The following is a 25,148-nucleotide window of genomic DNA, read 5'->3' on the forward strand; positions in this document are numbered from 1 at the left end:
GATAGTGCGCAGCCCCATGCCCTTCAAGCGCGCTCAGCCCTCGCGGTCCTTCCAACGGACCATCTGCCGCAGCACCCCGTGCAGGATCTGCACATCGGCCCGCGTGAGCGGCATCCGGCTCCACATGTTGCGCAGGTTCAGGCGCATCCCCTCCGCCTTGTGCTCGGGAAAGAAGAACCCCGCCTCGCTCAGCCGCGCCTCATAGTGATCGGCCAGCTTCTCGATCTCGATCTGTTCGGCCCAGTCGGCGCGCGCCATGTCCACGCGCTCGGGCGTGATCGCGCCTTGCGCGCGGCGCCATTCATATCCCGTCAGCAGCACGCATTGCGCAAGGTTCAGGCTGGGAAAGTCCGGGTTCACCGGCACGTTGATGATCGCATTGGCCTTGGCGATATCCTCGTTCTCAAGCCCGGCGCGTTCCGGCCCGAAAAGCACCGCGACCCGTTCTCCCGCCGCAATCCGCTCGGCGGCGACCTGCATCGCGTGTTCGGGGCTGAAGACCGGCTTCGTCAGCCCCCGGGCGCGCGCCGTCGTGGCCATGACGAAATGGCAATCGGCCACCGCCTCGGCCACATCCGCCGTCAGCTGCGCTTCGTCCAGAAGCCGCCCCGCGCCGCTCGCCATCGCGACCGCCTTGGGGTTGGGCCAGCCGTCGCGCGGCGCCACAAGCCGCATCCGGTCCAGCCCGAAATTCCACATCGCCCGCGCCGCCGCGCCGATATTTTCGCCCATCTGGGGGCGCACCAGCACAAAGGCGGGCTGTGGCGTGTCGGTGGGCATGGTGATCTCTCCTCGCGGCTCTGCGGCTCTCATAGCCGGGCCGTCACAGGCTGAAAAGCCCCGGCTCCCGCCTTTCCGCCTGCCGTGCAACGCGCGCCCTGTTCACCGATGGCCTGATCGGCCCCGATACCGACGCTATACCGACGTGATACCGACGCGGTACCGAACGGGTTTTGTACCGTTAACCAAGGCGAAAGAGGGTGATTCGACGACCCGTTAACGATCGGGGGGCGCTGCGCGGTCCTTGTCCCTGCCCTCGGGCACCGGATCATAGCCGCACCCGCCCCAGGGGTTGCACCGCAGGATGCGCCTCAGCGCCAGCCACCCGCCCTTGATCCCGCCATGGGTCTCAAGCGCCTCGAGCGCATATTGGCTGCAGGTCGGCTGATAGCGGCAATTATGCCCGACCCATGGCGAAAAGATCAGCCTGTAGGCCTTGACCGGCCATGACAGAATGCGCGCCAGCGGTGTCATTTTGTCTTGTTGTGCAAATGGGTTAGCGCCGTTCGCAAATCGGATTTCAGCGTCTCGAAGGGCAGCGCACCGGTGACGTTGGCACGCCCGATCAGCACATAATCCCAGCCCGGCCTTGCCGCATCCGGCAACACCGCGCGCGCCACTTCCCGCAACCGGCGCTTGGCGCGGTTGCGCGCCACGGCGTTGCCGACCTTCTTGGAACAGGTAAAGCCTACCCTCACAGTGGCCTCCCCGTCCTTGCGGTCGCGGGCCTGCACCACCATCGAGGGCATCGCCTTCCACTGCGCGCGCGCCGCCCTGAGAAAATCAGCGCGCTCCACAAGTGTCTGAAGACAAACGGAAACCGCCGGGGGCTGGTTCCCCGCATCGCGGTCGGGGGCCCCCGGCGGTACCATGTTCGTTGTCCTTGACCCGTGGATCAGGCGCTCAGCGATTTCCGCCCGCGCGCACGACGTGCGTTCAGGATCTTGCGGCCAGCCTTGGTGGCCATACGCGCGCGGAAACCATGGCGGCGCTTGCGAACCAGGTTCGAGGGTTGGTAGGTGCGTTTCATCGCTCCGTCTCCGGTCTTGTCGGGCGGCGCCTTGCGGGAATCGCGGCCAACCCGTGTATAGGTTTGAGGCCCGGTCTATAGTGGCCCCTTTGGCGCAAGTCAAACCCGCCTCGCGCCTTTTGAAACAAAAACATGCAACCGACCACCCCGGCCTGTCACAATCCCGTCCGAACAAGCGCAAAACGAGGTTTTTCAATCACCCTGCATCACCCCCGCGTGAACCCTATGGCCAAGTCCCCGCGCGCCCCGCATCTTGGCGCATGACACAAGCCCGATGGATCAAACCCCATGAATGACATATCCGACAGCGACAAGCCTGACCAGCGGCCCAGCCTGTGGCGCCACGCCCCGCTTGCCGCCATCCTGAGCGTGGCCGTCCTGGGCGCCTTCACCCTTGGCGATCTGATCAATTTCGACACGTTGCGCGACAATCGCGAGGCGCTTCTGGCCTTCCGCGACGCCAATTTCGCAGGCTTGGCTCTCGCTTTCATCGCCATCTATATCGTGATCGTGGCCTTCTCCCTGCCCGGCGCCGCCGTCGCCTCGGTCACGGGCGGGTTTCTCTTTGGTCTGGGCCTTGGCACCGTGTTCAACGTGCTCTCGGCTTCGCTTGGGGCATTCGCGATCTTCTGGGCCGCGCGTCTTGGGCTAGGGCAGACGCTTGCCGCCCGGATCGAGACGTCGGACGGCACGCTCAAGCGCCTCAAGAACGGCCTGCATGATAATGAAATCAGTGTGCTTTTCCTCATGCGCCTTGTTCCCGCCGTGCCGTTTTTCGTGGCCAATCTGCTTCCCGCTCTGGTCGGTGTGTGCTTTGTCAACTTCGCGCTCACCACGGTTTTGGGCATCATCCCGGGCGCGATCGTCTTTACCTGGATCGGCGTCGGTCTGGGCGAGGTCTTCGACCGGGGCGAGCGCCCTGACCTTTCGCTTTTGTGGGAGCCTCAGGTGCTGGCGCCGATCCTCGGGCTGTGCCTGCTGGCGGCCCTTCCCCTCGTCATCAAGGCCCTTCGCGGCCGCAAGGATATCTGACCCATGAGCGATTTTAAAACCGACCTGCTGGTCATAGGTGCCGGGTCCGGCGGACTGTCGGTGGCCGCCGGCGCAGTTCAGATGGGCGCCGATGTTATCCTGCTGGAAGGCCACAAGATGGGGGGCGATTGCCTGAATTACGGCTGTGTTCCTTCCAAGGCGCTGATCGCCTCTGGCAAGGCGGCCCATGCGCAGGCCCATGCCGCCGCCTATGGTGTGTCCAGCATCACCCCGCAGGTGGATTACGCCGCCGCCAAGGACCATGTCCACGACGTGATCGCGCAAATCGCCCCGCATGACAGCGTCGAGCGGTTTGAGGGTCTGGGGGTGCGCGTCATCAGCGACTACGGCAGCTTCCTGTCCCCCACCCAGGTTCAGGCGGGCGCACACAGGATCACCGCAAGGCGCATCGTGATCGCAACCGGGTCCTCGCCACTCGTGCCACCTATTCCCGGCTTGGAGTCAGTGCCTTACGAGACGAACGAAACCCTGTTTGATCTGCGCGAACGGCCCGAGCACCTGTTGGTGATCGGCGGCGGCCCGATCGGGCTGGAGATAGCGCAGGCCCACAGGCGCCTTGGCAGCAAGGTCACAGTGATCGAAGGCGCGCGCGCCCTCGGCCGCGACGATCCCGAAACCGCAGGCGTGCTTCTGGACGCCTTGCGCGCCGAAGGGATCGACATCGCCGAAGACGCCCTTGCGAAAGAGGTGCGCGGAACGGCAGGTGCGATCGAGATCGAAACCGAAGACGGCCGCCTCTTCAAGGGCACACATCTGCTTGTCGCCGTCGGACGCAAGGCCAATATTGACCGCCTGAACCTTGACGTCGCCGGGATCAAAACGTCCCGTACCGGCATCAAGGTCGATGCCGCCCTCAAGACCACCAATCGCCGCGTCTATGCCATTGGCGATGTGGCAGGCGGGCTGCAATTCACCCATGTCGCCGGCTATCACGCCGGCATCGTCATCCGCTCGGCGCTGTTCGGCCTGCCCGCCAAGGCCAGCACCACCCATATCCCTTGGGTCACCTACACGGCGCCTGAACTGGCGCAGGTGGGCCTCACCGAAGAGCAGGCCCGCCGCGAGCATGGCATCTATCTCGAGGTGATCCGCTTTCCTTACTCCCAGAACGACCGCGCCATCGCTGAACGCAAGACATCCGGGCTCATCAAGGTGATGGTCACCCGTGGCCGCCCCGTGGGCGTGTCGATCGTCGGCGAACAGGCGGGCGAGCTGATCAATCTATGGGCCTTTGCCCTCGCCAACAGGCTCAAGATGAAACACGTGGCCAATATGGTCGCGCCCTATCCAACATTGGGGGAGTTGAACAAACGCGCCGCAGGTGCCTATTTCTCGCCCAAGCTGTTTGATAATCCTAAGGTAAAGAAAGTCGTGGGGCTGGTGCAGCGCTGGCTCCCTTGATACGGGCGCGCAAGATGCGATGGTTGAAATCATTATCGGGGCGGTTCCTCATTCTGACGGTGCTCTTCGTGATGCTGGCCGAAGTGCTGATCTTCGTGCCTTCTATCGCGCGCTACCGTGAGGATTTTCTTATCTCCCGTCTGGACCGGTCGCAGATCGCGTCGCTGGCTCTGCTGGCCAAAGAGGATATCAGCCCCGAACTGCAGGACGAATTGCTGCGCAATGCCGGTGTTTTCAACGTGGTGCTGCGCCGCGACGAGGCCCGACAGCTGGTCCTGTCCTCGCCCATCCCCGCACCCATCACCGCCACTTATGATCTGCGCGACGCCACCGCGCTCGAACTGATCCGCGATGCGATGATCCGGCTCGCCACGCCCGAACCACAGGTGATCCGGGTAATCGGCAATCCGGTGCGCATGGCAGGCATCCTGATCGAGGTAACGCTGGACACACGCGAGTTGCGCGACGCGATGATCGATTACGGTTTGCGCATTCTTTTGCTGTCGGCGGTCATCTCGGCGGTCACGGCAATCCTGCTTTTTCTGGCCGTGCGCAGCCTTCTGGTGAAACCGATCAAGCGCGTCGTGGGCCATATGCAATCCTATGCCGCCGCCCCAGAAGACGGGCGCCGCGTCATTACCCCCTCGGCAGGCGTCACCGAATTGCGCGAAGCCGAAGAGACGCTTCAGCTCATGCAGACCCAGCTGACCAGCTCTCTCAAGCAAAAGGACCGTCTGGCCCAACTGGGTGCCGCCGTCGCCAAGGTCAGCCATGATCTGCGCAACATCCTGACATCGGCGCAGCTTTTCACCGACCGTCTGGAAATGAGCGAGGATCCGACGGTCAAGCGCATGGCCCCCAAGCTTGTGAATTCGATCACCCGCGCCGTTCATCTGTGCGAATCCACCCTCGCTTATGGCCGTGCCGAAGAACCCGGCCCCACCCTTGGGCGCGCCTATCTGGCCGATATCGTGAGCGATGTGATCGACAGCGAAAGGCTCTCCGTGGGCGATGGCGAGGTCAGCTTTTCCGAGGATATCCCCGGCGCCATGACGATCCGCGCCGATGCCGAACAGATCTATCGCGTGATCTCGAATCTGGTGCGCAATGCACGACAAGCCCTTGTCTCAAGCGGCACGCCGGGCGAAATCAACATCGCCGCCCTAGAGACCGAAGCCGACTGGATCATCCGCATCACCGATACCGGCCCGGGCCTTCCTCCGAAGGCGCGTGAATTCCTGTTTCAGCCGTTTCATGGCCGAGCCACCAAGGGCGGCAGCGGTCTGGGCCTCAATATCGCCTCCGAGCTGGTGCGCGGCCATGGCGGCGAACTGACGCTGGAACGCTCCGACAAAACCGGCACGGTGTTCAAGATAACGCTTCCCAAGGGCGGTCTGGAAAGCACCTGAGTTTTTCTGCCGGCCCCCCCTTGCATTGCCGGGCGGCAAAGTCTACATCCCGGCCTCAACGGACCGATAGCTCAGCTGGATAGAGTACCTGACTACGAATCAGGGGGTCGGGGGTTCGAATCCTCCTCGGTCCGCCACCTGCCCCAACAAAATCAAATAGTTAGCGGGTTTTGGCTTGCGGTACCCACCTGCTCACCCCTCAAATTTGCTGTGGAGCGGGTCCACTCTCCGAGCGTTTGTTACAGCCAATCACGTTTTCCCTTGGTGCTTTTGGCGCGAGCACCAAAACGAGCACCAACACAAATCCATTTGTTTTAGTCATCCAGAGGGCTGACGCCCTCTTAGCCTTGTCGCTTTTGGTGTGACTTTGCCTGACTGCGCGCATGGACGGCCTACTCCTGCCAATCTGACCGAGGATGGCCGCAAGAAGGGCCTGCAGGCGCTCAGATGCCGATCCAACACTAAGTCCAGTTCCCGCTGCAAGAACCCCGCCATGAGGGGCGCTACGCGGTGCATCAAGCATGGAGGTCGAGTGGAGGTTCCAAACCACCCTCATAACGTTCGGCGCTTCATGACAGGAAAAATACGCGCTTATTACGAGGAGCAAGATCGGTATCTGGAAGGCAAGGCTGCATGGGAGACGATGTCGTGGCAGCAGCAGACGGAACTGCTGGAAGCTTTACCTAACATCGCAAAGCAGGAAACGCAGACACTATACGCTGCAGCGCTGGTTTGGCGGCTCTCTGATGTCCTAACCTTCAACGCTTGGCATGCCCGATGGCAAGCCGTCGTCACTTCTTAACTCCGAACCGACGCCTATCAAAACATCAGATAGGCACTTACGAACCTCACAGCGCAGCATGAGTTTGGCTAGGTTCCCGTTGGGCTATGCATCTCGATGCCCGCCCGCCGATAACGCTCCAAAGGATCGTCGCCGAACTTCCAACCATCTGGCATTTCGTCCCTAGCGTGTGGATAAGCATGCGAAAGTGCTGAGTGTTCGTCCGCCGTAATGATTGAAAGGCTGTATGCATCAAGTATCATGTTCATCTCATCGACGCTGACAGCGTTCATCGCGCCGCGCACTAGTACCTTAATGGGAACCACATGCTCGCGATGAAGCGCAGCGTCGCGGCGTTGCTTAGCTTGCACACTATGCGGCAATGATGCGCGGCCTTTCGTAGTAAAGACGTTAACGCCATACTTTTTCCAGCCAACGATTGTATCGAAGTGTTCACGAAGTGCATGAGCGAACACCGTTTCCCATGTATGCGGTCGTAGAAGCCTGAACCCATTCACCAACTCAAGAGTATTATCGACCACATCATCCATCGACCAAGCTTCAATTTTCTCGTTCATCTCGAAATTCCTACGCTTTGCAGGAAGATCTTGCCCGACCGAAGACGTAAAGTCAGCAGTCAAGCCATGCCGAAAAGGGCCGTAGCAAGCGCTGGAAACACAAACATTATGGCGATGGCCGCAAAAAGCCCTAAGCCCCAAATATTCGTTAAGACAAATACCGAAAAGACAAGTATCGCAAGCCAGCCAATCACGGGGATAAGTAGCGAAACTCCTGCGGTAAACATGCTGGCGAAAACGCTCCAACCAAACAGGTTTCTGATGCCTTCATGTGGCAAGCCATACCAAAAGAAAAACAGGACAAACCAAGCAGCAAGCGCAAAGCCGGAGATAATCGCGAGCGCCGTGCCAACAAAACGTTTCACGTGCAGTCCTCCCAAAGTATCAATCAAATGCGCATTTCACTCTGACACGCTCCGCGCGATATGTCAGCAGGACATGGAGGGGGGAGGTCTGACACCTGCCGCCGTTTCCCTTATGTTTGCCAGAACTGGTCAACATAAGTAATTAATAAACCCCTCCCCCCTTCCCCCCCAGCCCCTTGCGAGAAACTTTGTCATCGCAATTCGGTCACGTTTTCTGGCAACTCGGCCCGAAACTGCTTCAGCCTATAGGTCCTTTTACGCTTTCCCGCGACATGGTTTTGAGCGACTTCTAGAACGCCTATTTCCAGCAACGTATCTCGTGCCGCCTTGAACTGGCGTCGTGACAAATTCTTCGTATGACCTGCTTTCTTCATAGCCTCGTAGTCTAATGGAAACTCTCGGGCCGGATTATGCCCATGCAAGTCAAGAAGCCTCAAATAGAGCACGAGTGCATATGGTTCATTAGGGTCACCCAAGCCACAGAAGAGACTTTTATCATCGGCAACGCATCTACCGCCAAGTCACCTTTCACCGGGACGTACACGCCACCATCGGGCCGAACAGAACCCGGCCCCATTCCATTTCACGCTGATACGCTGCATACCCCGCCCGGTCCTCCGGGTGGGGGTTGCTTTAGGCGGCCTCGCGGCTTGCCATCCATTCTTCGATTTCGGATTTCTTCCAAGCGACAGCGCGCTTGCCGATGCGGACCGGACGGGGGAATTTCCCCTCATCCATCATCGCGTAAATCGCGCTTCGGCTGAGGCTCGTGGCGGCCTCAACATCATGGCGGCGGATCAGTTGTTCCTGCATCTTTTCAGTCTCCAACGGTTTGTGGTGACTGACAGGACCACGAAGGAAAAATTATATCCTCACCCAAATGTTCACTGTCGATACAACTCTGGGATGCGCTCTTTGTTATTCTCCCAAATCCGCAAAAGCTGGCGCTCGGAAACTTCCATACCTAAAAATCTATTCACTACCTCACGAACAACTTCGCGAGCAGTAACAACTTTGGATTTTTTCAAGAAGCGCCCACCCTCCACCGGAAAGCCAAGTGTTCGAGCATCATTGAGCAACCAGACCAAAAGCGCATCGCGCCATTTCAGCTGAGCACGTTTACCAGTTTTCGCAGAGGGGCGCTTGTCTGGCCTGCAGGCCATCCAGTCTAATAGCGACTTGTTCGGGGGGCCGGGCCTTTTCGCGTCATCTTTCACGAGACCATCGAGCGCGTCATAAATGTATGGATCAGAAACAGCCCGCGAGAACAACGACGAGAAGTCAGTGGTTTCGCGGGCTTCTTCAGCCGCATACTCGATCACGATTTCCAGAGGCACTTTTCCAAGAAGTGTTGCGCCGCCTGTTCCCTTTTGATCGAACATTTTACCGATTTCTTCGGGCCCCATCATTTCCACCGCCTCAACTAGCGGCGAACGGCTTATCAATTCCATCGCTTCTTCTTTTGATGGCGTCTTTTGGCCTGATTTGATTGCCTTCTTTGCCGCACGGACCAAGCACAACTCATGTTCAGCATGTCGCTCTGTCCAATAAGCGCGCGACGCCCGATGAGCGTGTTCTCTAACCACGTCACCCATGCCCAAATTCCACGGGCACGACCTTGCCGCTTTCGCCCAACAGGAACCCGGCCCAAGCCGCCATCATCTGTCGCCGCTTGTCCAACTGGTCGCCCCGCCGGTAGGCGGCCTCGACCGAATTGCTAACTTTGTGCGCCAACGCGATTTCTGCCAATTCGCCGGGGTAACTGGTCTGCTCGGCCACCCAATCCCTGAATGTGGACCTCAGACCATGCGGCACGGCGGGGCGCTGGCTCGTCCTATCCAAGAACCCCTCGCCCCCTGCCCGCTTTTCAGCCTCGTGCATCCGCTTCATCACGGCTGAGACGCTCATATCCGACAGTTTGCCGCCCTGCTGGGCAAAGAAAACGAAGTCAGACGTTTTGTGCCTTGGCAGGTCGCGCAAAAGCGTCACCGCGCCTTCGGTCAGTGGAACCCGATGCTCTCGGTTCATCTTCATGCGCGATGCTGGTACAGTCCAAAGGCCATTCGCCAAATCAACCTCGGCCCAAGTCATGCCCCTGACTTCACCCGACCGCGCAGCGGTCAGGGCAAGAAACTCCAACGCCCGCGCACTGTTGCCCTCGCGCTCTTTCAGCTTGGCGAACCAAACAGACGCCTCGGACAATGAAAGCGCCGGTTGGTGCCGTGTTTTCGCAATCTTGTTCGGGCTTGGTAGACGTTCAGCCAAATTGTCCTTCCACCGGGCGGGGTTCTCCCCTTCGCGGTATCCGGCCACAGTTGCCCACCTAAGCACGGCCTCTATGCGCTGGCGTAGCCGCTTGGCCGTTTCGGTCTTATCCATCCAGATCGGTTTGAGAATGGCGAGAATGTCGTTTGCGTCGATTTCATCCACCCGACGCTTGCCAATCACTGGGACGGCATAACGGCCCAATGTCGAGCGCCACTGCTTTTCGTGTTTCTCGCTGGTGAACTCCGGCGCTTTCTTTTCCATGCACCCCTCGACCGCCTCAGCGAACGTGGGAGTGCGTCTGGCCGATGTAAGCGCCTCTTTATTCGCTTTGCGTTCTTCGATGGGGTCACGGCCTTCACGGGCTAAGCGCAGGTTCTCAATGGCCTGCTCTCTGGCTTGGGCCAAAGTGACCACGGGAGGTGCACCTAGACCCGCCTCCCTACGTCTGCCGTGGATCGTCAATCGCTGATACCAACGCCGCGCCTTGTTCTTCTCGACCAGCAGGAAAAGCCCGTTCCCGTCGAAATGCCGACCGGGAGGCGCGGACTTCACAAAGACCGCGCTCAATCGGTTCTTTTGATGCGGTCCCTTAGGCTTTCCGCCGCACCTGACTGTGCCTTGACTTCCGTCCGCCATGACTTTCACACCTCTATCCACCCACTTTTTATTTGTGGATGGTGGCGGAAACGTCAAGACCGCTACGGAACAAGTAACTACCAATGTAATAGCAAATATCTGTTTTTTATCATTATTTTGAAACGCTTGGGCACTATGCTGTAGTGTCAGGGGGTCGGGGTACGAATCCTCCTCGGTCCGCCACTTACCCTCCGATAGCAGACGATGATGTGGCTCGGGCGCGATGTGCTGAGCGCGTTTGGACCCATATGCCACAAGGCGGCGGCTTCTCGCGCGTTGCCACAGCCCATATTCCATCTGCCCTAACGTCACCCTTTCTGGAAAACGCGGCATCACCGCTTACCTAGGGTGATAACCACATCTGACCGGGGCTTGCGCATGAAATTAACCGTCGACGGCACCGACCACGAGCTCGACATAGAAACCGAGATGCCGCTTTTGTGGGTCTTGCGGGATGAACTGGGCCTCACCGGTGTGAAATATGGCTGCGGGATCGCCCAATGCGGTGCCTGCACGGTGCATATCGATGGGCAGGCCGTGCGCTCCTGTCAGGTTGCCGCGGGCGATGTCTGGGGTCCTGTCACCACCATTCACGGGCTCGGCACCCCAGAGACGCTCCACGCCGTGCAGGCCGCATGGATCGCGCATCAAGTGGCGCAATGCGGCTACTGCCAGTCCGGTCAGATCATGCAGGCCGCGGCCCTTCTGGCCACGACACCCGCGCCCAAAGATGCCGATATCGACGACGCGATGAGCGGCAACCTGTGCCGCTGCGGCACCTATCCGCGCATCCGCGCCGCCGTCAAAACCGCCGCCGCCACGCTGGCAGAGGCCTCGAAATGAGCCGCGCTGCAAAGATCGCGCGCCGCAGCTTCCTGATCGGCTCGGCCGCCGTCGCCGGCGGCGTGGCCTTCGGGGTGGTCCTGTACCGCCGCCCCCATGACAATCCCTTGCTGGACCGGCTAGAGCCCGGACAGGCCGCCCTGACGCCTTATGTGCTTGTCACAACCGACGGCGTGACCCTGATCACGCCACGCGCCGATCTTGGCCAGGGGGCCTATCACCTGCAAGCCGCCTTGATCGCCGAGGAACTCGACGTGGCGCTCGATCAGGTCACCGTCGATCCCGGCCCGCCCGATCCGGCCTATTACAACACCGCACTCGCAGGCGACGCCGTGCCGTTCCCGGCCACCGATGACGGTTTTCTCGCCCGGACCAGCCGCGCGGTGATGGACGCACCGATGAAATTCATGGGCATCCAGATCACCGGCGGCTCCACCACCGTGCCAGACGCATGGGAAAAACTGCGCCATGCCGGCGCGGTGGCGCGCGAAACGCTCAAGGTCGCCGCCGAGGTCAGGACCGGCACGCCACGATCCGCGATGCGGACCGAAAATGGCGCTGTGATCCTGCCGGATGGCAGCCGCCTGCCCTATACCGATCTGGCTGCAGAGGCCGCCGCACTTGAGCCGGTGACAGATGTCGTCCTTCGCGATCCCGCGCAATGGCGCCTGATCGGACAGGATATGCAGCGCCTTGATATCGTGGCCAAATCCACCGGCACCCAAGGATATGGCATCGACCTGCGATTCGACGACATGCTGCATGCCGCCGTGCGCAGCAATCCGCGTCCGGGCGGTGCGATGCTGGCGCATGACGCCACCGCTGCGCGCGCGATGCGCGGCGTGCAGCAGATCGTCCCGATCACCGGGGGCATCGGCGTTCTGGCCGACAACAGCTGGCGCGCGATGCAGGCGGTGCAAGCCATCGAGATCGACTGGGGCCCTGCCCCGTTCCCGCCCGAGATGGACGCGCATTGGCAGGCGCTCGCCGACAGCTTCACCGACGACCGGATCGACAGCCGCAACCGCGACGACGGCGACATCGACGCGGCCCTTGCCACGTCCGATCAGGTCTCCGCCGAATACCGCGCGCCCTATCTGGCCCATGCCCCGCTGGAGCCCGTCAACGCCACCGTGCGCGTAACGCCAGAGCGTGTCGATGTCTGGACCGCCACGCAGATCCCCCGGTTCATGCAGACCCATGTGGCCGAGATCACCGGCCATGACCCCGCCGATGTGCATGTCCACGTGCAGATGGCCGGCGGCAGCTTCGGTCACCGGCTCGAGGATCTGGTGGTGCGGCAGGCGGCAGAACTCGCCATGGCCGCACCCGGCCGTCCGGTCAAACTGACGCTCTCTCGCGAAGAGGACATGGCCCATGACTACCCCCGCCAGATCGCTCTGGCGCGTGGGCGCGGCGCCGTTGCAGGTGGCCGTGTGGTAGCCTGCGATCTGGGCATCGCCATGCCCTCGGTGATCGCCTCGCAGATGGGGCGCCTTGGCCTGCCGGTGGCCGGACCGGACCTGCAGATCGTGGCAGGCGCCTGGGATCAGCCTTTCGCGATCCCCCACTACCGCGTCACCGGCTACCGTGCGCCCGCGCTTGCCCCGATCAGCTCATGGCGATCCGTCGGCGCTTCGACCAACGGGTTTTTCCACGACTGCTTTCTCGACGAGCTGATCCATGCCGCCGGCGCCGACCCGCTGGAGGAACGCCTGCGCCTGTGCACGCACGCCCCCTCGCGAAAGGTGCTCGAAGCGGTCGGCGAGATGTCGAACTGGGGATCGCCACTGCCGCAAGGCCGCGGGCGCGGCGTCGCCTATTGCCTGTCCTTCGGCGTGCCCTGCGCCGAGGTGGTCGAACTCACCGCCACACAGGACGGCATCCGCATTGACAAGGTCTTTGTCGCCGCCGAAGTGGGCCGCGTGATCGACCCGGTCAATTTCGAAAATCAGGTGCAGGGCGGCGTGATCTGGGGGCTTGGCCATGCCATCATGGCCGAAACCACCTTTTCCGATGGCCAGATTGAACAACGCAATTTCGACAGCTTCCCGTTCCTGCGCCAATATCAATGCCCCGAGATCACCGTGCGCGGGCTTGAGAACGACAGCCAAGTGCGCGGCGTCGGCGAACCCCCGGTGCCCCCCGCCGCCCCGGCGCTCGCCAATGCCATCTTCGCCGCCACCGGACAGCGCCTGCGTGACATGCCCTTCAACCGACATATCGATTTCGTCTGACGGTCAAGGGCTTGCCCTGCCCCGCGCGCGGTGCTTCATGGTGGTATGCAGCACCCGGTCACCACATCCGCCCTGTTATGCCTTTGCTCCATCGGCGCATTTGCCGCGCAATGGGCGGGCCTGCCGCTGCCGTTCCTGATCGGCCCCCTGCTGGTCAGCGCGACAATCGCCACCGCCGGTGGCCGGCTCCTGCCTGTGGGGTATGGCTTTCCGAACTGGCTCAGGGTGACGTTCATCACGGTGATCGGGTTGATTATCGGCGCACAGGTCACCGCCGATCTTTTTCAGACCCTGCCCCTGCTGGGCGTCAGCTTCTCTGCTCTGGCGCTGTTCGTGGTGCTGTCGCATGGCTTCAACTACGCCGTATTCCGCCGCCTGGGCGGCTATGACAAGGCCACAGCCTTCTACTCCGCCTCACCCGGGGGCCTCTTCGAAGCGCTTGCCATGGGCGAGGAGGCGGGGGCCGATCCGGCCCGCCTGATCCTGCAGCAATTCCTGCGCGTCATTCTTGTGGTGACGCTGCTGCCCATCGGCCTGTCGCTCTGGATCGGGGCGCCGATCGGAAGTTCCGCCGGAATGACATTCGCGCGGGATGTCGTGCCATGGTCCAGCCTGCCTCTGATCGCGCTGGCCGGTCTTGCCGGTATCGTCGTCGGACACCTGCTCCGCCTGCCTGCGCGGCAACTGACCGGCCCCATGGCTGTCGCAGCGGCCCTGTCGGTCAGCAATCTCTACCATATCGACATGCCTCAATGGCTGGTGAACATCGCACAGATCGTGGTCGGCACGGCGCTTGGCATGCGCTTCACCGGGCTTGGGCCTGCGGTGATCCTGCGCGGCGCGCGCCTGTCGCTCATCTCGGTCGGGGGCATGCTTTTGATGGCGGCGGTCTTTGCCGAGGCACTGCATCTGTTCATGGGCGAGCCGTTCGATGTCATGCTCATCAGCTTCGCCCCCGGCGGCGTCACGGAAATGGCGCTTGTCGCCCTGTCGCTGCAAGCCAACCCCGCGCTCGTGACGCTACATCACATCTGGCGCATCCTCGTGACAGTCATCGGCCTTTCGCTCATAGGACGCCTGCTGCGCCGTCACCTTTGACAGACCGCGCCACCTGCGATATCTGAACAAACGTTCATTTAATGCAAGCGGGGACCTTCCGGAATGCGCATCGACCAGACCTCAGCCATCATCACCGGGGGCGCCTCGGGCCTCGGTGAAGCAACCGCCCGCCATTTCCGCCAGCACGGCGCACACGTCACCATCCTTGACCGTGATGCCGAACGCGGCGCCGCCACCGCCAGCGAGATCGGCGCGACATTCGTGGAAACCGACGTCACCGACGAGGTCTCGGTCGCCCATGCCATAGCCACCGCCAAGGCCCATATGGGACAAATCACAGCAGCGGTGAACTGCGCCGGGATCGTGAGCGGCGAAAAGACCCTCGGCAAAAACGGGCCGCATGATCTTGCGGCGTTCCGGCGTACCATCGACATCAACCTGATCGGCAGTTTCAACGTGGCCCGCCTTGCCGCCGCCGAAATCGCGCAAAACGCCCCCGGTCCCCATGGCGCGCGCGGCGTCATCATCAACACCGCCTCCATCGCAGCCTTCGATGGCCAGAAAGGTCAGGCTTCCTATGCCGCGTCCAAAGGCGGCATCGTTGGCCTCAGCCTGCCCATGGCGCGCGATCTGGCGCGTGAGGGCATTCGCGTGATGGCCATCGCGCCGGGGATATTTCTTACTCCGATGATGCAGGGCTTGCCGCAAGAGGTGCAGGACCAGCTGGCGCAGGATGTGACCTTTCCGAAGCGTCTTGGCGATCCGGCGGAATATGCCGCCCTCGCCCGCTTCATCGTGGAATGCGACTATCTCAACGGCGAGGTGATCCGCCTTGACGGCGGCTTGAGGATGCAGTGACCGCAGCCCGCCTCAAATTGCGCCTTCCGTCTCGATATTCAGCTCTTCACCGCAATGCTTGCAGTGGATCGCATCCACATCATGCTTGAGCAGTCCGCAATTCGGGCATTTGTGCTTGATCTTCGCAGGTGAAAAGATCGCCCTGACCAGTTGCAGGAAGAGGCCAACCCCCACCACCATGATCCCCACGGACAGCAACCGTCCCAAAGTGGTTGTCATGGTGATATCGCCGAACCCCGTGGTCGTCAGCGTCGCAACGGTGAAATAGAGCGCATCCACATAGGTATTGAGGCCCGGCTCATCCCCGCCGCGCAGCGCAAAGACCAAGGCTGTCATCGCAAAGATAAAGACCGTCAGGTTCATCGCCGCGATGATCGTGTCCTCGTGTCGGCGAAAGAACAGCACATCGCGGCGCAGATCGCGCAGCAGATGATAGGAATGGATCAAGCGCAGTGACCTGAGCACGCGCAGCACCGCCAGCCCCTGTCCCACGAAAGGCGCCGCCACCAACGAAGCCAGCACAACGATGTCCACCAAGATATAGACCCGCCGCAGCAGCCGGAGACGATCTTTTGAAATCCAGAAACGCGCGCCCAGATCCAGCGCGATCAGAAGGCCGATCACGATATCCGCCATAAGAATCCACGGGGCAAAGGCCATGGAGGCCGTGGCCAGAAAGAACAGGATCGTGACAAAATCGAAGATCAGCAGCCCATAGCGGAACCGCGTGGCGCGCTTGCTGCGACCCTCGTAAAGCAGCCTGACCTCGTCTTGAAGTGACCTGTTTTCCGTCATGACAGCACCGACGTTATACCGACGTGATACCGACGCAAGACCGACACGCCGATTCAGCCCAGATTTTCGGCTTTTTCCTCAAGCGCCATCCACTCGTCCTCGGCGGCACTCAGCGCCGCCTGACGGCTGGTCAAGGCATCGGTCGCCTTTTGAAACTTGACCGGTTCGCGGGTGAAAAGCTCCGGATCGGCCAGCAGGCTCTCCAGCTTGGCGATCTCGGCTTCCAGTCGCGCGATCTCGTCGGGCAGCGTCTCGAGCCTGTGCTTTTCAGTAAAGGACAGCTTGGATTTGGCAGAGTTTCGCGGGGCGGGCGTCTCTTGCTTTGCCGTTGTTTTTATGTGCTTTTTTTGCTCTGTCAGGGGTTCTTTCCCGGCCATGGCCTCAGCCCTTTGGGCGCGGTAGTCCGACCATCCCCCGGCATAGACCGTCGCCTGCCCGTCGCCTTCCATCGCGATGGTCGTGGTCGCGATCCGGTCAAGGAAATCGCGGTCGTGACTGACCAGAAGGACCGTCCCATCGTAATCGTCCAAGAGTTCCTGCAATAGATCGAGCGTTTCGATATCCAAATCGTTGGTCGGTTCGTCCAGCACCAGAAGATTGCTTTCTCGCGCCATCAACTTGGCCAGAAGCAAACGCGCTTTTTCCCCGCCAGACAAGGACTTAACAGGCGCTCTTACTTGCCGCTCATCGAACAGGAAGTCCTTGAGATAGCCCACCACATGCCGCGGCTGTCCACGTACCATGACCTGATCCGCCTGGCCTGAAACGCGCATGTCCTTGTCACCGGTCAGACTGTCCCAGAGGGTCATTTCGGGATCAAGCTGTGCGCGCGCCTGATCGAAGACGGCGGGCATTAGGTTGGTGCCATGCTCGACCGTGCCGGTATCCGGCTCAACCTCTTTCAGAAGCATCTTCAGAAGGGTGGTCTTGCCCACCCCGTTGGGTCCGACAAAGGCCAGACGCTCGCCGCGCAGAATACGGATCGAGAAATCGCACAGGATCGGCTTTCCATCGTAAACCTTTGAAATTCCACGTGCTTCAATGACGCGCTTGCCGGATTTCTGGCCCGCTTCCAGCCCCATGGCGGCGGCGCCCTGACGCCTGATCTGGGCCGATCTCTCGGCGCGCATGGCTTGAAGGTTTCGGACGCGGCCCTGATTGCGTTTGCGGCGGGCGCTGATTCCCTCGACTGCCCAACGGGCTTCGGCCTTGATCTTGCGGTCGAGCTTGTGGCGGGCCTGGTCCTCTTCGTCCCATACCTTGTCGCGCCAGGCCTCGAACGCGTCGAAACCTTTTTCCTGACGTAGTATCTTTCCCCTGTCTATCCAGAGGGTTGCGCGGGTAAGTTCACGTAAAAACGCGCGGTCGTGGCTGATGAGGACAAAGGCGGCGCGGGTTTGCGTCAACTCGGCCTCGAGCCAGGCGATCGCTTCGATGTCGAGATGGTTTGTCGGCTCGTCCAGCAGCATCAGGTCCGGGGCCTCGGCCATCAGTTTGGCCAGCGCGGCCCGCCGTCTCTCGCCGCCCGAGGCGGTTGCGACAGGGGTCGAGGGGTCGAACTTGAGACCCTCCGCCGCCATCTCGACCCGGTAGTGCTCGGCCGGATCAAGCGTGCTGGCGGCAAACTCGCCCAACGTGGAAAACCCTGTCATTTCAGGGTGTTGCTCCATGTATCCAACACTTGTTCCGGGGGGCACCACACGCTCGCCCTTGTCCGCCTCAACCAGCCCGGCCATGACCTTCATCAGCGTCGACTTGCCCGATCCGTTCCGCCCCACCAAGGCCACCCGATCCCCCGGCTGAATGACCAAAGAGACCCCGTCGAAGATCGGCCCTCCGCCGAAGGTGAGCGAGATATCCGAGAGCTGGAGAAGCGGTGCGCGTGCCATGAAAGCGGGCTATCCCGCGGCCAAGGTGGCGTCAAGCGGTGGCGCGAAAACGCATGTCGGTATCACGTCGGTATCACGTCGGTATCGCGTCGGTGCATCAGGGGGTCGCCGGAGGGGGCCGCCACGGCGCGCAACAGCCGCTTGCGCGCATCCGGAATGGTGGCGATTTCCAGCCCGGTGAACACATGCAACGTATCCAGCTGACGATCGACCACGGCGTGATCGCTGACCCACCCGCCCATCAAGAGATATGTCCGCAGCAATGGCGGCATCCGCAGCATGGCCAACCTTGTGTCAGGCCGACGACGGGCCAGCTTTTGCGCGAATCGAAAGACCAAGGGCGCCTTGATCCGGGGCAGCCATCGACGCGGCGCGATATGGCGGGCGGCAAGCATCGCGAAGGCATCCTGATAGGTCTCGGCATCGACCCCCTGAAAGGAAGAACAGCCAAAAAGCATCTCGACCCCATGCTGATCGACATAGCGCGTCATGGCCCCCCATGCGACGCGCAGGATATCGGGATCGCGCATGTCGGGATGGATGCAGAATCGCCCCAGTTCAATCATCGGACCCTCAAAGGCGGACAAGGCCGACAATTCATAGAATTGCGCCGAATAGCTGCGTTCGATCTCGGCGCCGCCTGTCAGATGCAGCAGACGAAAGCAGCACACCAGACGGCCGCTATCCTGCTCCTCGACCATGAAATGGGAGCAGGTCGCGTCGAACGGATCGCAGTCCAGCCGGTCGGGATCGGTGGATTTCAGAAAGGTCAGCGCCCTGAGCCGCTGGCAGGCAACCAGATCGGCCGCACTCTGTGCGATCCGTGCCGAGTAGCGCCCCTTGTTCAATGCCGTCATCAGGCCAAACCCCAAGTCACGCCGAAAGCTACTTGGGTATCGCGTATCACACAAGTCGCGACGCAGGCATGACGGACATCAGTTGAAGATGTCGCCCGGATCGATATTGCCGATATTACTGAGCAACTGGCGCAGGAAATTGTTGTCGACCACGGAAGATTCGGTCACCCGGCGTGAGAGCGGCACGACCACACCATCCTCGAGACCGAACCGCTCGATATTGGCGATCGTGTCGGTACTGTCGAAGCTGATGGCGAGCACCTGGCGCTCGACCACCTCGGGGCGGTACATGCCGTATTCGCGGATCCGGCTGCGCACATAGTAGTAATCGCCCTGTTCAAGAACGCCCGAGGTAGAGGGCGGGCCGATCACGTCATCGACGGTCGCACGCGTGTCGACGCCGACGACAAGCTGTTGGAGGTCTTCCTCGGGCGGGATATAGCCATGGTTCTGGTAGGTCGCGGAACAGGCGGAGAGGGCAAGAACGCCAAGCGCAAGCATGGTGCCGCGCAGTCGCTGTCTGATAGCAATCATGTCCGCCCTCTTGATCTTGGCACGCTTTGCCTTTTATCCCGCTTACAACAAGGTGGGCCACAGGTTCAAGAAAGGAAGAGAGTGCCTTGACGCAAGACAATGTCTCCAACAAGACGGTTTACCGCGTAAAGGACCTTTCGTCCCACAGCCCGACGCAGTTCAATCTACGCCCTTCGAGGGACAAGACTGATGCGATCTGCGGGCAACTGGGGCTGCTGGGGCTGCGCAAATTGTCATTCACAGGCGAGCTACGTTCGGTCGGGCGGCGCGACTGGCAGCTTGACGCGCGACTCGGGGCGACGGTCGTGCAGCCATGCGTGGTCACGCTGGAGCCCGTGAAGACGCGGCTGGACGAGGACATCACCCGGCTGTTCCTGGCCGAGATGCCGGTTGAAGCACTCGCCGAAGAGCAGGAAATGCCGGAAGACGACACGCAAGAGCCGTTGGGGGATGTGATCGATGTGGCCGCGGTGATGATCGAGGCGCTGACACTGGCCCTGCCCGACTATCCGCGCAGCGACGCCGCCAGCTTTGAGGGGGCCGAGATCACCCCGCCGGACGCGGAGCCGATCGCCCCCGAAGAACGCAAACCCTTTGCAAAACTTGCCGAGCTGAAAAAGAAACTCGAAGACAAAGGCTGAGCAGGCAAAAAACGGCTTGCCCTGATGGCGATTCACTGTATTTTCGCGCTTCCACCGGAATTTGGGGTTGAACCGCTGGCTCACTACGGATTATGAGCCGCGGACACTCGTGAAACAGGGCTGGTCTGGCCCACAGGAAATTGAGGTTGCGACATGGCTGTCCAACAGAACAAGGTATCGAAATCGCGCCGCAACAATCGCCGCGCTCATGACGCGCTCGTTGCGGCCAACCCCAACGAATGCCCCAATTGCGGCGAGCTGAAGCGCCCGCATCACATCTGCGCGGCCTGTGGCCATTACGCAGATCGTGAAGTGGTCGCGATGGTTGATGACGTCGATCTGGACGACGACGCAGCCTGAGCATCCAGGGGGCGGACGTCCGCATGACCGCAGGAATGGACCATTCTCGCGCGCGCGCCGGACGCACCATTATCTCCGTAGACGCCATGGGTGGCGATGAAGGGCCGGCAACCGTTGTTGCCGGCATTTCGCTTTCGGCAAAGAAAAACCCTGATATTGGCTTCATCCTGCATGGCCCGAAAGAGTTTCTGGAACCTCTGGTGGCCAAGCGGAGCAACCTTGCGGGGCGCTGCGAGATCAGGCATGCCGCCAATGTCGTGGAGATGGAGGACAAGCCGAGCCACGTGCTGCGCAACGGGCGCGAGACCTCGATGTGGTCGGCGCTGGAATCCGTGCGCAACGGTGAGGCGACGGTCTGTGTGTCGTGTGGCAATACCGGCGCGCTGATGCTGCTGTCGGTGATGCGGCTGCGCAAGCTGGGCGGAATTTACCGGCCCGCCATCGCGGTGATGTGGCCCTCGCGCAATCCGCAAGGGTTCAACATCATGTTGGACGGGGGTGCGGATATCCGGGCCGATGCCAAGGACCTGATGCAATATGCGCTGATGGGAACCTCCTATGCGCGCAATGGATTCGGGCTGGAGCGGCCGAGGGTCGGTCTGCTGAATGTGGGCACCGAAGAGCACAAGGGCCGCGCCGAGCTGAAAGAGGCCTATGACCTCATCTCCGCCAATGCGCGTCATGCGGATTTCGACTTCGTGGGCTTCGTCGAGGGGCGCGATCTGCCGGGCACCGTGTGCGATGTGATCGTGACCGACGGGTTCACCGGCAATGTGGCTCTGAAGACCGGCGAAGGGATCGCGCAGCTGATCTCGCAGCTGCTGCGCGAAGCGTTCCGGTATTCGCCGCTGTCGCAGCTTGCGTCGGTGCTGGCCTATACGTCGCTGCGGCGGCTGAAAAAGCGGATCGATCCGCGCCGCGCGAATGGCGGCGTGTTCCTCGGGCTGAACGGAACGGTGGTGAAATCGCACGGATCGGCCGATCCGACGGGAGTTTCGTCGGCGGTGAAGCTGGCCTATGAGTTGGCGCAGAAGGGCTTTTCGGAAAAGCTGGCTGCAAGGGTTGCATCCGCCAACATGCTTGACCAAGATACCCCAGCAGAAACAAGAAATAACGGTGAAACCGAATGACGCTTCGTGCCGTCGTTGAAGGCGTCGGGCACTACCTGCCGGACCGTATCGTCCCGAACTCCGAGTTTGAAAAGACGTTGGACACGTCGGACGAGTGGATCAGAACGCGGTCCGGCATCGAGCGGCGCCATTTCGCGGCAGAGGGTCAGACGACCTCGGATCTTGCGGCGCGCGCGGCGCGTGCGGCGCTGGAGAATGCGGGTCTGGATGTGGATGCGATAGACGGGATCATCGTCGCCACCTCGACCCCGGATCTGACCTTTCCGTCGGTGGCGACCATGGTGCAGCGTGATCTTGGCATGACACGCGGTTTCGGTTTCGACGTTCAGGCAGTCTGTGCGGGTTTCATCTATGCGCTGACCAATGCAAACGCGCTGATTCTCGCCGGACAGGCCAAATGTCTGCTGGTGATCGGCGCCGAGACTTTCAGCCGGATCATAGACTGGACCGATCGCTCGACCTGCGTGCTGTTCGGAGATGGCGCGGGCGCGGTGGTGCTGCGCGCGCAAGAAGGTGACGGCACCAAGGCGGATCGTGGTATTCTGTCGGCGGACCTGAATTCCGACGGTCGGTATCGCGACATGCTCTATGTTGATGGCGGGGTATCGAGCACGGGACATGCCGGCAAATTGCGGATGCAGGGCAACCCGCTGTTCCGGCAAGCGGTGGAAAAGCTGACCAGCACCGCCGAGACTGCGCTGGAGAAGATCGGGCTGACGGGAACCGATGTGGACTGGATCGTGCCGCATCAGGCCAATATCCGCATCATTCAGGGTACGGCCAAGAAAATGGGTCTGTCGATGGAGCAGGTGATCGTGACGGTGCAGGATCACGGGAACACATCGGCGGCCTCGATTCCGCTCGCCTTGTCGGTGGGGGTGGCCGAAGGCCGGATCAAGCGCGGCGATCTCGTGCTGTCGGAAGCCATCGGAGGGGGGCTCGCCTGGGGCGCGGTTGTCCTGCGCTGGTGATGGCAAATCGTGCGATATCCGCTTAAAGATACCTCTTCAAGTAGTTGAGATTGACTCGGAAATTCCTTCCGACCTACAGTCATTGCAAACCAGAGGGATAGAGATGAGCGAAAAGACACTTACCAGAATGGACCTGAGCGAGGCAGTGTTCCGCGAAGTCGGGCTGTCTCGAAATGACTCCGCAGAGCTTGTGGAAAGCGTGTTGGCCCATATGTCGGATGCCTTGGTCCGTGGCGAACAAGTCAAGATTTCGTCCTTCGGAACATTTTCCGTACGCGAAAAATCGGCGCGCGTCGGTCGCAATCCAAAGACCGGAGAAGAGGTTCCGATCAACCCCCGCCGGGTACTGACCTTTCGTCCCTCTCATCTGATGAAAGATCGGGTCTCGGACGGCAACAAAAGCTAGGATAAAAGCGGGATATGGCCAAATCCGCCGACGCTTTCCGCACCATCAGCGAAGTGGCCGACTGGCTGGAGACGCCAGCGCATGTTCTGCGTTTCTGGGAAAGCAAGTTCAGCCAGGTGAAACCCGTCAAACGGGCTGGCGGGCGGCGGTATTACAGACCCGCGGACATGGAGCTTCTGGGGGGGATCAAGAAGCTCCTGCATGATGACGGCATGACCATCAAGGGCGTGCAGAAAATCCTGCGCGAAGAAGGCGTGAGGCATGTGGCAGCTTTGTCCCAACCTGTGGATGGCGATCATGAGGGGTATGTTGACGCCACGGCCTATGATGAGGCGCCTGACGAACGCCCACAGGACAGCGAGCATCTGGTGGCCATGACGCCCGACATTGAGGATGCCGAGGCCGCGCATCGCGAACCTGCCGCCGAGGAAATTACATCCGTGAGCGTCGAGCCAGATGAGCCAGTGGCCGAGGTGCCCGACACGCCAGCGCAGGACAGCGAGCAAGACGCCGCGGCGGTTGCCGAGGACGCGCCCAAGACGACGCGCGAAGAAATCGACGCAGCGGCCCCCGTCATGCCCAGCTTCAGCCAGCGCAGGGATGTTGAGGACGCTGACGAGACGGCGGAGGCTGAAGTGGAGGCTGAGACTGAAGCTGTGGCTGTGGCTGTGGCTGAAGCTGAAGCTGAAGCTGAAGATGATGTGGAGGCTGAGATCGACCATGGCGCGCCTGCCGAGACAGCGCCGGAGCCTCCTGCCCCACCCACACCCAAACCGGCTGTGATCACCCTACCCGACGATCCTGCGGACGACATGGCCGCTGACGCGGGCCTTCTGTCTCGATTGGCCACGCTGAGCCCGCCCGCCACCGAGGAAAAACGCCACCGGATCAGGACCCTGATGGCCCGTCTGCGCGAGGTCGCGGACCGCCCGGCAAATAGGCGCGATAGCTGAGAGGAAAATTCCAAATTCCTCTTGTTCCCATTCTCAAAACAGGTATGTAACACTCCAAGTCGGGCTATAGCGCAGTCTGGTAGCGCGTCCGTCTGGGGGACGGGAGGTCGTAGGTTCGAATCCTGCTAGCCCGACCAAATAATCCGTCCCCACTCTTGCTTGTCGACGCTGACCATCGGCGCGCATTCTGCCCGGTACTGTTCGGCACGGGCAATCAGAGGGGACGAGATGACCGGTGTTTTGGCCAGCCAGCAGATTTCGGCTCTGATTGCCGATGGACGAATTTCAGCGACAACAGGCGTTTCCCCGGAACAGATTCAACCGGCCAGCCTTGATTTGCGTCTTGGCGATGTGGCCTACCGCGTGCGCGCGTCGTTTCTGGCCGGTCACGGATGCACGGTGGCCGACCGGCTGCCCGAATTCGAGATGCACCGCATCGATCTGACGCAAGGCGCGGTTCTGGAGAAAGGCTGTGTCTATGTCGTGCCGCTCATGGAATCGCTGGACCTGCCCGACAGCCTACAGGCGGTGGCCAATGCAAAATCCTCGACCGGGCGGCTGGATTTGCTGACACGGACGATCACCGATGGCGGCACCGAGTTCGATCGCGTTCCGATGGGCTATTCTGGCCCGCTTTATGCCGAGATTTGTCCGCGCTCGTTTTCCGTTCTGGTGCGGCCCGGTATGCGGCTCAACCAGATCCGCTTTCGCGAGGGTCAGGCCGTGCTGGATGACGCCGCATTGCGCCAGCTGCATGAGGATACCCCGCTTGTCGATGGCGACGCCGTCATCAGCGACGGTCTGGGGTTTTCGGTCGATCTTAGGCCGGCTGCGGGCAGTCTGGTGGGATATCGCGCCAAACCCCACACCGGAATCATCGATCTGGACAGGATCGGCGGCTATGATCCTGCCGAATACTGGGAAGAGGTGCATTCGAGCAAGGGGCGCATCATCCTTGATCCCGGTGCGTTCTATATCCTTGTCAGCCGCGAGGCGGTGCATATCCCGCCGGCCTATGCCGCTGAAATGGCCCCCTACCTGGCTATGGTCGGTGAATTCCGGGTGCATTACGCGGGCTTTTTCGATCCCGGTTTCGGCCACGATGCAGCGGGCGGCGCCGGGTCACGCGGCGTGCTCGAAGTGCGCTGCCACGAGGCACCGTTCGTGTTGGAACATGGGCAGATTGTCGGGCGGCTGGTTTACGAACGCATGAGCGAGGTGCCTGACCAGCTTTATGGATCAGGCATCAAGTCGAATTATCAGGGACAGGGCCTTAAGCTCAGCAAGCATTTCCGAGCGGTTTGAGCGGCGGGA

Annotated in this window: 28 protein-coding genes and 2 tRNA genes; 17 read left to right on the forward strand and 13 right to left on the reverse strand. The window is 61.2% G+C overall.

The genetic code is table 11. The features are described from left to right. Positions 1-33: 33 nt before the first annotated feature. The 4 genes from RAZWK3B_RS12100 to rpmH form a co-directional block, all read right to left on the reverse strand. On the reverse strand, positions 34-780 hold the full coding sequence (locus RAZWK3B_RS12100; RefSeq protein ID WP_007815488.1) for an RNA methyltransferase: 747 nt from the start codon (positions 778-780) through the stop codon (positions 34-36). Between the two features lie 216 nt (positions 781-996). Then, positions 997-1,254, reverse strand: coding sequence for a membrane protein insertion efficiency factor YidD (gene yidD / locus RAZWK3B_RS12105; protein ID WP_007815490.1), 258 nt, complete (start codon positions 1,252-1,254; stop codon positions 997-999). Further along, the gene (gene rnpA, locus RAZWK3B_RS12110; protein WP_007815492.1) at positions 1,251-1,652 is read right to left on the reverse strand and encodes a ribonuclease P protein component; all 402 of its coding nucleotides are present in this window, start codon (positions 1,650-1,652) and stop codon (positions 1,251-1,253) included. Before rnpA ends, yidD begins: the two co-directional genes overlap by 4 nt. 23 nt (positions 1,653-1,675) lie before the next feature. Next, positions 1,676-1,810, reverse strand: a complete 135-nt coding sequence (gene rpmH, locus RAZWK3B_RS12115) for a 50S ribosomal protein L34 (RefSeq protein WP_005980833.1) — start codon at positions 1,808-1,810, stop codon at positions 1,676-1,678. Between the two features lie 288 nt (positions 1,811-2,098). Between rpmH and RAZWK3B_RS12120 the strand changes: the two genes are divergently transcribed. From RAZWK3B_RS12120 to RAZWK3B_RS12140, 5 genes are all read left to right on the forward strand, one after another. Beyond that, positions 2,099-2,842: a TVP38/TMEM64 family protein gene (locus RAZWK3B_RS12120; protein ID WP_007815517.1), complete on the forward strand. Its 744-nt coding sequence runs from the start codon at positions 2,099-2,101 to the stop codon at positions 2,840-2,842. A gap of 3 nt (positions 2,843-2,845) precedes the next feature. Then, positions 2,846-4,264, forward strand: a complete 1,419-nt coding sequence (locus RAZWK3B_RS12125; RefSeq protein WP_007815518.1) for a dihydrolipoyl dehydrogenase family protein — start codon at positions 2,846-2,848, stop codon at positions 4,262-4,264. A gap of 14 nt (positions 4,265-4,278) precedes the next feature. Beyond that, positions 4,279-5,673: a sensor histidine kinase gene (locus tag RAZWK3B_RS12130; RefSeq protein ID WP_007815520.1), complete on the forward strand. Its 1,395-nt coding sequence runs from the start codon at positions 4,279-4,281 to the stop codon at positions 5,671-5,673. Positions 5,674-5,733: 60 nt separating this feature from the next. Next, positions 5,734-5,810, forward strand: a tRNA-Arg gene (locus tag RAZWK3B_RS12135). A gap of 395 nt (positions 5,811-6,205) precedes the next feature. Then, on the forward strand, positions 6,206-6,475 hold the full coding sequence (locus RAZWK3B_RS12140; RefSeq protein ID WP_198133283.1) for a hypothetical protein: 270 nt from the start codon (positions 6,206-6,208) through the stop codon (positions 6,473-6,475). Positions 6,476-6,543: 68 nt separating this feature from the next. On the opposite strand, the gene RAZWK3B_RS12145 is transcribed toward RAZWK3B_RS12140, so the two are convergent. The 5 genes from RAZWK3B_RS12145 to RAZWK3B_RS12165 form a co-directional block, all read right to left on the reverse strand. Beyond that, positions 6,544-7,032, reverse strand: a complete 489-nt coding sequence (locus RAZWK3B_RS12145; RefSeq protein WP_007815524.1) for a hypothetical protein — start codon at positions 7,030-7,032, stop codon at positions 6,544-6,546. 59 nt (positions 7,033-7,091) lie between these two features. Beyond that, positions 7,092-7,397: a hypothetical protein gene (locus tag RAZWK3B_RS12150; protein ID WP_037295721.1), complete on the reverse strand. Its 306-nt coding sequence runs from the start codon at positions 7,395-7,397 to the stop codon at positions 7,092-7,094. A 633-nt stretch (positions 7,398-8,030) separates the two neighbouring features. Continuing rightward, entirely contained in the window at positions 8,031-8,210 is a 180-nt protein-coding gene (locus RAZWK3B_RS12155; protein WP_007815528.1) for a helix-turn-helix transcriptional regulator, read from the reverse strand. A gap of 71 nt (positions 8,211-8,281) precedes the next feature. After that, positions 8,282-8,992: a hypothetical protein gene (locus tag RAZWK3B_RS12160; protein ID WP_157132241.1), complete on the reverse strand. Its 711-nt coding sequence runs from the start codon at positions 8,990-8,992 to the stop codon at positions 8,282-8,284. After that, positions 8,985-10,301 carry a tyrosine-type recombinase/integrase gene (locus RAZWK3B_RS12165; protein ID WP_083799143.1) on the reverse strand — a complete coding sequence of 439 codons (1,317 nt, stop codon included), beginning with the start codon at positions 10,299-10,301 and terminating at the stop codon, positions 8,985-8,987. The genes RAZWK3B_RS12160 and RAZWK3B_RS12165 overlap by 8 nt, the downstream gene beginning before the upstream one ends. 378 nt (positions 10,302-10,679) lie before the next feature. Between RAZWK3B_RS12165 and RAZWK3B_RS12170 the strand changes: the two genes are divergently transcribed. The 4 genes from RAZWK3B_RS12170 to RAZWK3B_RS12185 all read left to right on the forward strand — a co-directional run bounded on the left by RAZWK3B_RS12170 (position 10,680) and on the right by RAZWK3B_RS12185 (position 15,298). After that, positions 10,680-11,144: a (2Fe-2S)-binding protein gene (locus tag RAZWK3B_RS12170; protein ID WP_007815533.1), complete on the forward strand. Its 465-nt coding sequence runs from the start codon at positions 10,680-10,682 to the stop codon at positions 11,142-11,144. Next, a complete protein-coding gene (locus RAZWK3B_RS12175) occupies positions 11,141-13,381 on the forward strand; it encodes a xanthine dehydrogenase family protein molybdopterin-binding subunit (protein WP_007815535.1) in 2,241 nt (746 codons plus the stop codon). Before RAZWK3B_RS12170 ends, RAZWK3B_RS12175 begins: the two co-directional genes overlap by 4 nt. A gap of 45 nt (positions 13,382-13,426) precedes the next feature. Then, entirely contained in the window at positions 13,427-14,479 is a 1,053-nt protein-coding gene (locus tag RAZWK3B_RS12180) for an AbrB family transcriptional regulator (RefSeq protein ID WP_007815537.1), read from the forward strand. Positions 14,480-14,542: 63 nt separating this feature from the next. Further along, complete coding sequence (locus RAZWK3B_RS12185; protein WP_007815539.1) at positions 14,543-15,298, forward strand: SDR family NAD(P)-dependent oxidoreductase; 756 nt, start codon at positions 14,543-14,545, stop codon at positions 15,296-15,298. 12 nt (positions 15,299-15,310) lie between these two features. Here the strand turns inward: RAZWK3B_RS12185 and RAZWK3B_RS12190 are convergent, their stop codons facing one another. The 4 genes from RAZWK3B_RS12190 to RAZWK3B_RS12205 all read right to left on the reverse strand — a co-directional run bounded on the left by RAZWK3B_RS12190 (position 15,311) and on the right by RAZWK3B_RS12205 (position 19,373). Beyond that, positions 15,311-16,093: an ion channel gene (locus RAZWK3B_RS12190; protein WP_007815541.1), complete on the reverse strand. Its 783-nt coding sequence runs from the start codon at positions 16,091-16,093 to the stop codon at positions 15,311-15,313. A gap of 53 nt (positions 16,094-16,146) precedes the next feature. Further along, positions 16,147-17,982: an ABC-F family ATP-binding cassette domain-containing protein gene (locus tag RAZWK3B_RS12195; protein ID WP_007815542.1), complete on the reverse strand. Its 1,836-nt coding sequence runs from the start codon at positions 17,980-17,982 to the stop codon at positions 16,147-16,149. Between the two features lie 62 nt (positions 17,983-18,044). Continuing rightward, positions 18,045-18,839: a GNAT family N-acetyltransferase gene (locus tag RAZWK3B_RS12200; protein WP_037295723.1), complete on the reverse strand. Its 795-nt coding sequence runs from the start codon at positions 18,837-18,839 to the stop codon at positions 18,045-18,047. Between the two features lie 78 nt (positions 18,840-18,917). Then, a complete protein-coding gene (locus RAZWK3B_RS12205; protein WP_007815546.1) occupies positions 18,918-19,373 on the reverse strand; it encodes an outer membrane protein assembly factor BamE in 456 nt (151 codons plus the stop codon). A gap of 86 nt (positions 19,374-19,459) precedes the next feature. Between RAZWK3B_RS12205 and RAZWK3B_RS12210 the strand changes: the two genes are divergently transcribed. The 8 genes from RAZWK3B_RS12210 to RAZWK3B_RS12245 all read left to right on the forward strand — a co-directional run bounded on the left by RAZWK3B_RS12210 (position 19,460) and on the right by RAZWK3B_RS12245 (position 25,139). After that, on the forward strand, positions 19,460-20,014 hold the full coding sequence (locus tag RAZWK3B_RS12210; RefSeq protein ID WP_007815548.1) for a YceD family protein: 555 nt from the start codon (positions 19,460-19,462) through the stop codon (positions 20,012-20,014). Between the two features lie 153 nt (positions 20,015-20,167). Further along, positions 20,168-20,374, forward strand: coding sequence for a 50S ribosomal protein L32 (gene rpmF, locus RAZWK3B_RS12215; protein ID WP_007815550.1), 207 nt, complete (start codon positions 20,168-20,170; stop codon positions 20,372-20,374). Positions 20,375-20,397: 23 nt separating this feature from the next. Continuing rightward, positions 20,398-21,504 (forward strand): phosphate acyltransferase PlsX, encoded by a 1,107-nt coding sequence (gene plsX, locus RAZWK3B_RS12220; RefSeq protein ID WP_037295724.1) that lies wholly within the window; start codon positions 20,398-20,400, stop codon positions 21,502-21,504. Continuing rightward, the gene (locus tag RAZWK3B_RS12225; RefSeq protein ID WP_007815555.1) at positions 21,501-22,475 is read left to right on the forward strand and encodes a beta-ketoacyl-ACP synthase III; all 975 of its coding nucleotides are present in this window, start codon (positions 21,501-21,503) and stop codon (positions 22,473-22,475) included. Before plsX ends, RAZWK3B_RS12225 begins: the two co-directional genes overlap by 4 nt. Before the next feature lie 103 nt (positions 22,476-22,578). Continuing rightward, on the forward strand, positions 22,579-22,881 hold the full coding sequence (ihfA, locus tag RAZWK3B_RS12230) for an integration host factor subunit alpha (protein WP_083799128.1): 303 nt from the start codon (positions 22,579-22,581) through the stop codon (positions 22,879-22,881). 14 nt (positions 22,882-22,895) lie between these two features. After that, positions 22,896-23,834 (forward strand): MerR family transcriptional regulator, encoded by a 939-nt coding sequence (locus tag RAZWK3B_RS21660; RefSeq protein WP_007815558.1) that lies wholly within the window; start codon positions 22,896-22,898, stop codon positions 23,832-23,834. 60 nt (positions 23,835-23,894) lie between these two features. Then, positions 23,895-23,971, forward strand: a tRNA-Pro gene (locus RAZWK3B_RS12240). A gap of 91 nt (positions 23,972-24,062) precedes the next feature. Further along, positions 24,063-25,139, forward strand: a complete 1,077-nt coding sequence (locus RAZWK3B_RS12245) for a 2'-deoxycytidine 5'-triphosphate deaminase (protein ID WP_007815560.1) — start codon at positions 24,063-24,065, stop codon at positions 25,137-25,139. Positions 25,140-25,148: the final 9 nt, after the last annotated feature.

The sequence above is a fragment of the Roseobacter sp. AzwK-3b genome (assembly GCF_000170875.1).
GTDB classification, from domain to species: domain Bacteria; phylum Pseudomonadota; class Alphaproteobacteria; order Rhodobacterales; family Rhodobacteraceae; genus Roseovarius; species Roseovarius litoreus.

Bases quoted from the DNA above. Each gene is read 5' to 3' on its own strand.
- RAZWK3B_RS12100 (WP_007815488.1), bottom strand. From the start codon at position 780: ATGCCCACCGACACGCCACAGCCCGCCTTTGTGCTGGTGCGCCCCCAG.
- yidD (WP_007815490.1), bottom strand. From the start codon at position 1,254: ATGACACCGCTGGCGCGCATTCTGTCATGGCCGGTCAAGGCCTACAGG.
- rnpA (WP_007815492.1), bottom strand. From the start codon at position 1,652: ATGGTACCGCCGGGGGCCCCCGACCGCGATGCGGGGAACCAGCCCCCG.
- rpmH (WP_005980833.1), bottom strand. From the start codon at position 1,810: ATGAAACGCACCTACCAACCCTCGAACCTGGTTCGCAAGCGCCGCCAT.
- RAZWK3B_RS12120 (WP_007815517.1), top strand. From the start codon at position 2,099: ATGAATGACATATCCGACAGCGACAAGCCTGACCAGCGGCCCAGCCTG.
- RAZWK3B_RS12125 (WP_007815518.1), top strand. From the start codon at position 2,846: ATGAGCGATTTTAAAACCGACCTGCTGGTCATAGGTGCCGGGTCCGGC.
- RAZWK3B_RS12130 (WP_007815520.1), top strand. From the start codon at position 4,279: ATGCGATGGTTGAAATCATTATCGGGGCGGTTCCTCATTCTGACGGTG.
- RAZWK3B_RS12145 (WP_007815524.1), bottom strand. From the start codon at position 7,032: ATGAACGAGAAAATTGAAGCTTGGTCGATGGATGATGTGGTCGATAAT.
- RAZWK3B_RS12155 (WP_007815528.1), bottom strand. From the start codon at position 8,210: ATGCAGGAACAACTGATCCGCCGCCATGATGTTGAGGCCGCCACGAGC.
- RAZWK3B_RS12160 (WP_157132241.1), bottom strand. From the start codon at position 8,992: ATGGGTGACGTGGTTAGAGAACACGCTCATCGGGCGTCGCGCGCTTAT.
- RAZWK3B_RS12165 (WP_083799143.1), bottom strand. From the start codon at position 10,301: ATGGCGGACGGAAGTCAAGGCACAGTCAGGTGCGGCGGAAAGCCTAAG.
- RAZWK3B_RS12170 (WP_007815533.1), top strand. From the start codon at position 10,680: ATGAAATTAACCGTCGACGGCACCGACCACGAGCTCGACATAGAAACC.
- RAZWK3B_RS12175 (WP_007815535.1), top strand. From the start codon at position 11,141: ATGAGCCGCGCTGCAAAGATCGCGCGCCGCAGCTTCCTGATCGGCTCG.
- RAZWK3B_RS12180 (WP_007815537.1), top strand. From the start codon at position 13,427: ATGCAGCACCCGGTCACCACATCCGCCCTGTTATGCCTTTGCTCCATC.
- RAZWK3B_RS12185 (WP_007815539.1), top strand. From the start codon at position 14,543: ATGCGCATCGACCAGACCTCAGCCATCATCACCGGGGGCGCCTCGGGC.
- RAZWK3B_RS12190 (WP_007815541.1), bottom strand. From the start codon at position 16,093: ATGACGGAAAACAGGTCACTTCAAGACGAGGTCAGGCTGCTTTACGAG.
- RAZWK3B_RS12195 (WP_007815542.1), bottom strand. From the start codon at position 17,982: ATGGCACGCGCACCGCTTCTCCAGCTCTCGGATATCTCGCTCACCTTC.
- RAZWK3B_RS12200 (WP_037295723.1), bottom strand. From the start codon at position 18,839: ATGACGGCATTGAACAAGGGGCGCTACTCGGCACGGATCGCACAGAGT.
- RAZWK3B_RS12205 (WP_007815546.1), bottom strand. From the start codon at position 19,373: ATGATTGCTATCAGACAGCGACTGCGCGGCACCATGCTTGCGCTTGGC.
- rpmF (WP_007815550.1), top strand. From the start codon at position 20,168: ATGGCTGTCCAACAGAACAAGGTATCGAAATCGCGCCGCAACAATCGC.
- plsX (WP_037295724.1), top strand. From the start codon at position 20,398: ATGACCGCAGGAATGGACCATTCTCGCGCGCGCGCCGGACGCACCATT.
- RAZWK3B_RS12225 (WP_007815555.1), top strand. From the start codon at position 21,501: ATGACGCTTCGTGCCGTCGTTGAAGGCGTCGGGCACTACCTGCCGGAC.
- ihfA (WP_083799128.1), top strand. From the start codon at position 22,579: ATGAGCGAAAAGACACTTACCAGAATGGACCTGAGCGAGGCAGTGTTC.
- RAZWK3B_RS21660 (WP_007815558.1), top strand. From the start codon at position 22,896: ATGGCCAAATCCGCCGACGCTTTCCGCACCATCAGCGAAGTGGCCGAC.
- RAZWK3B_RS12245 (WP_007815560.1), top strand. From the start codon at position 24,063: ATGACCGGTGTTTTGGCCAGCCAGCAGATTTCGGCTCTGATTGCCGAT.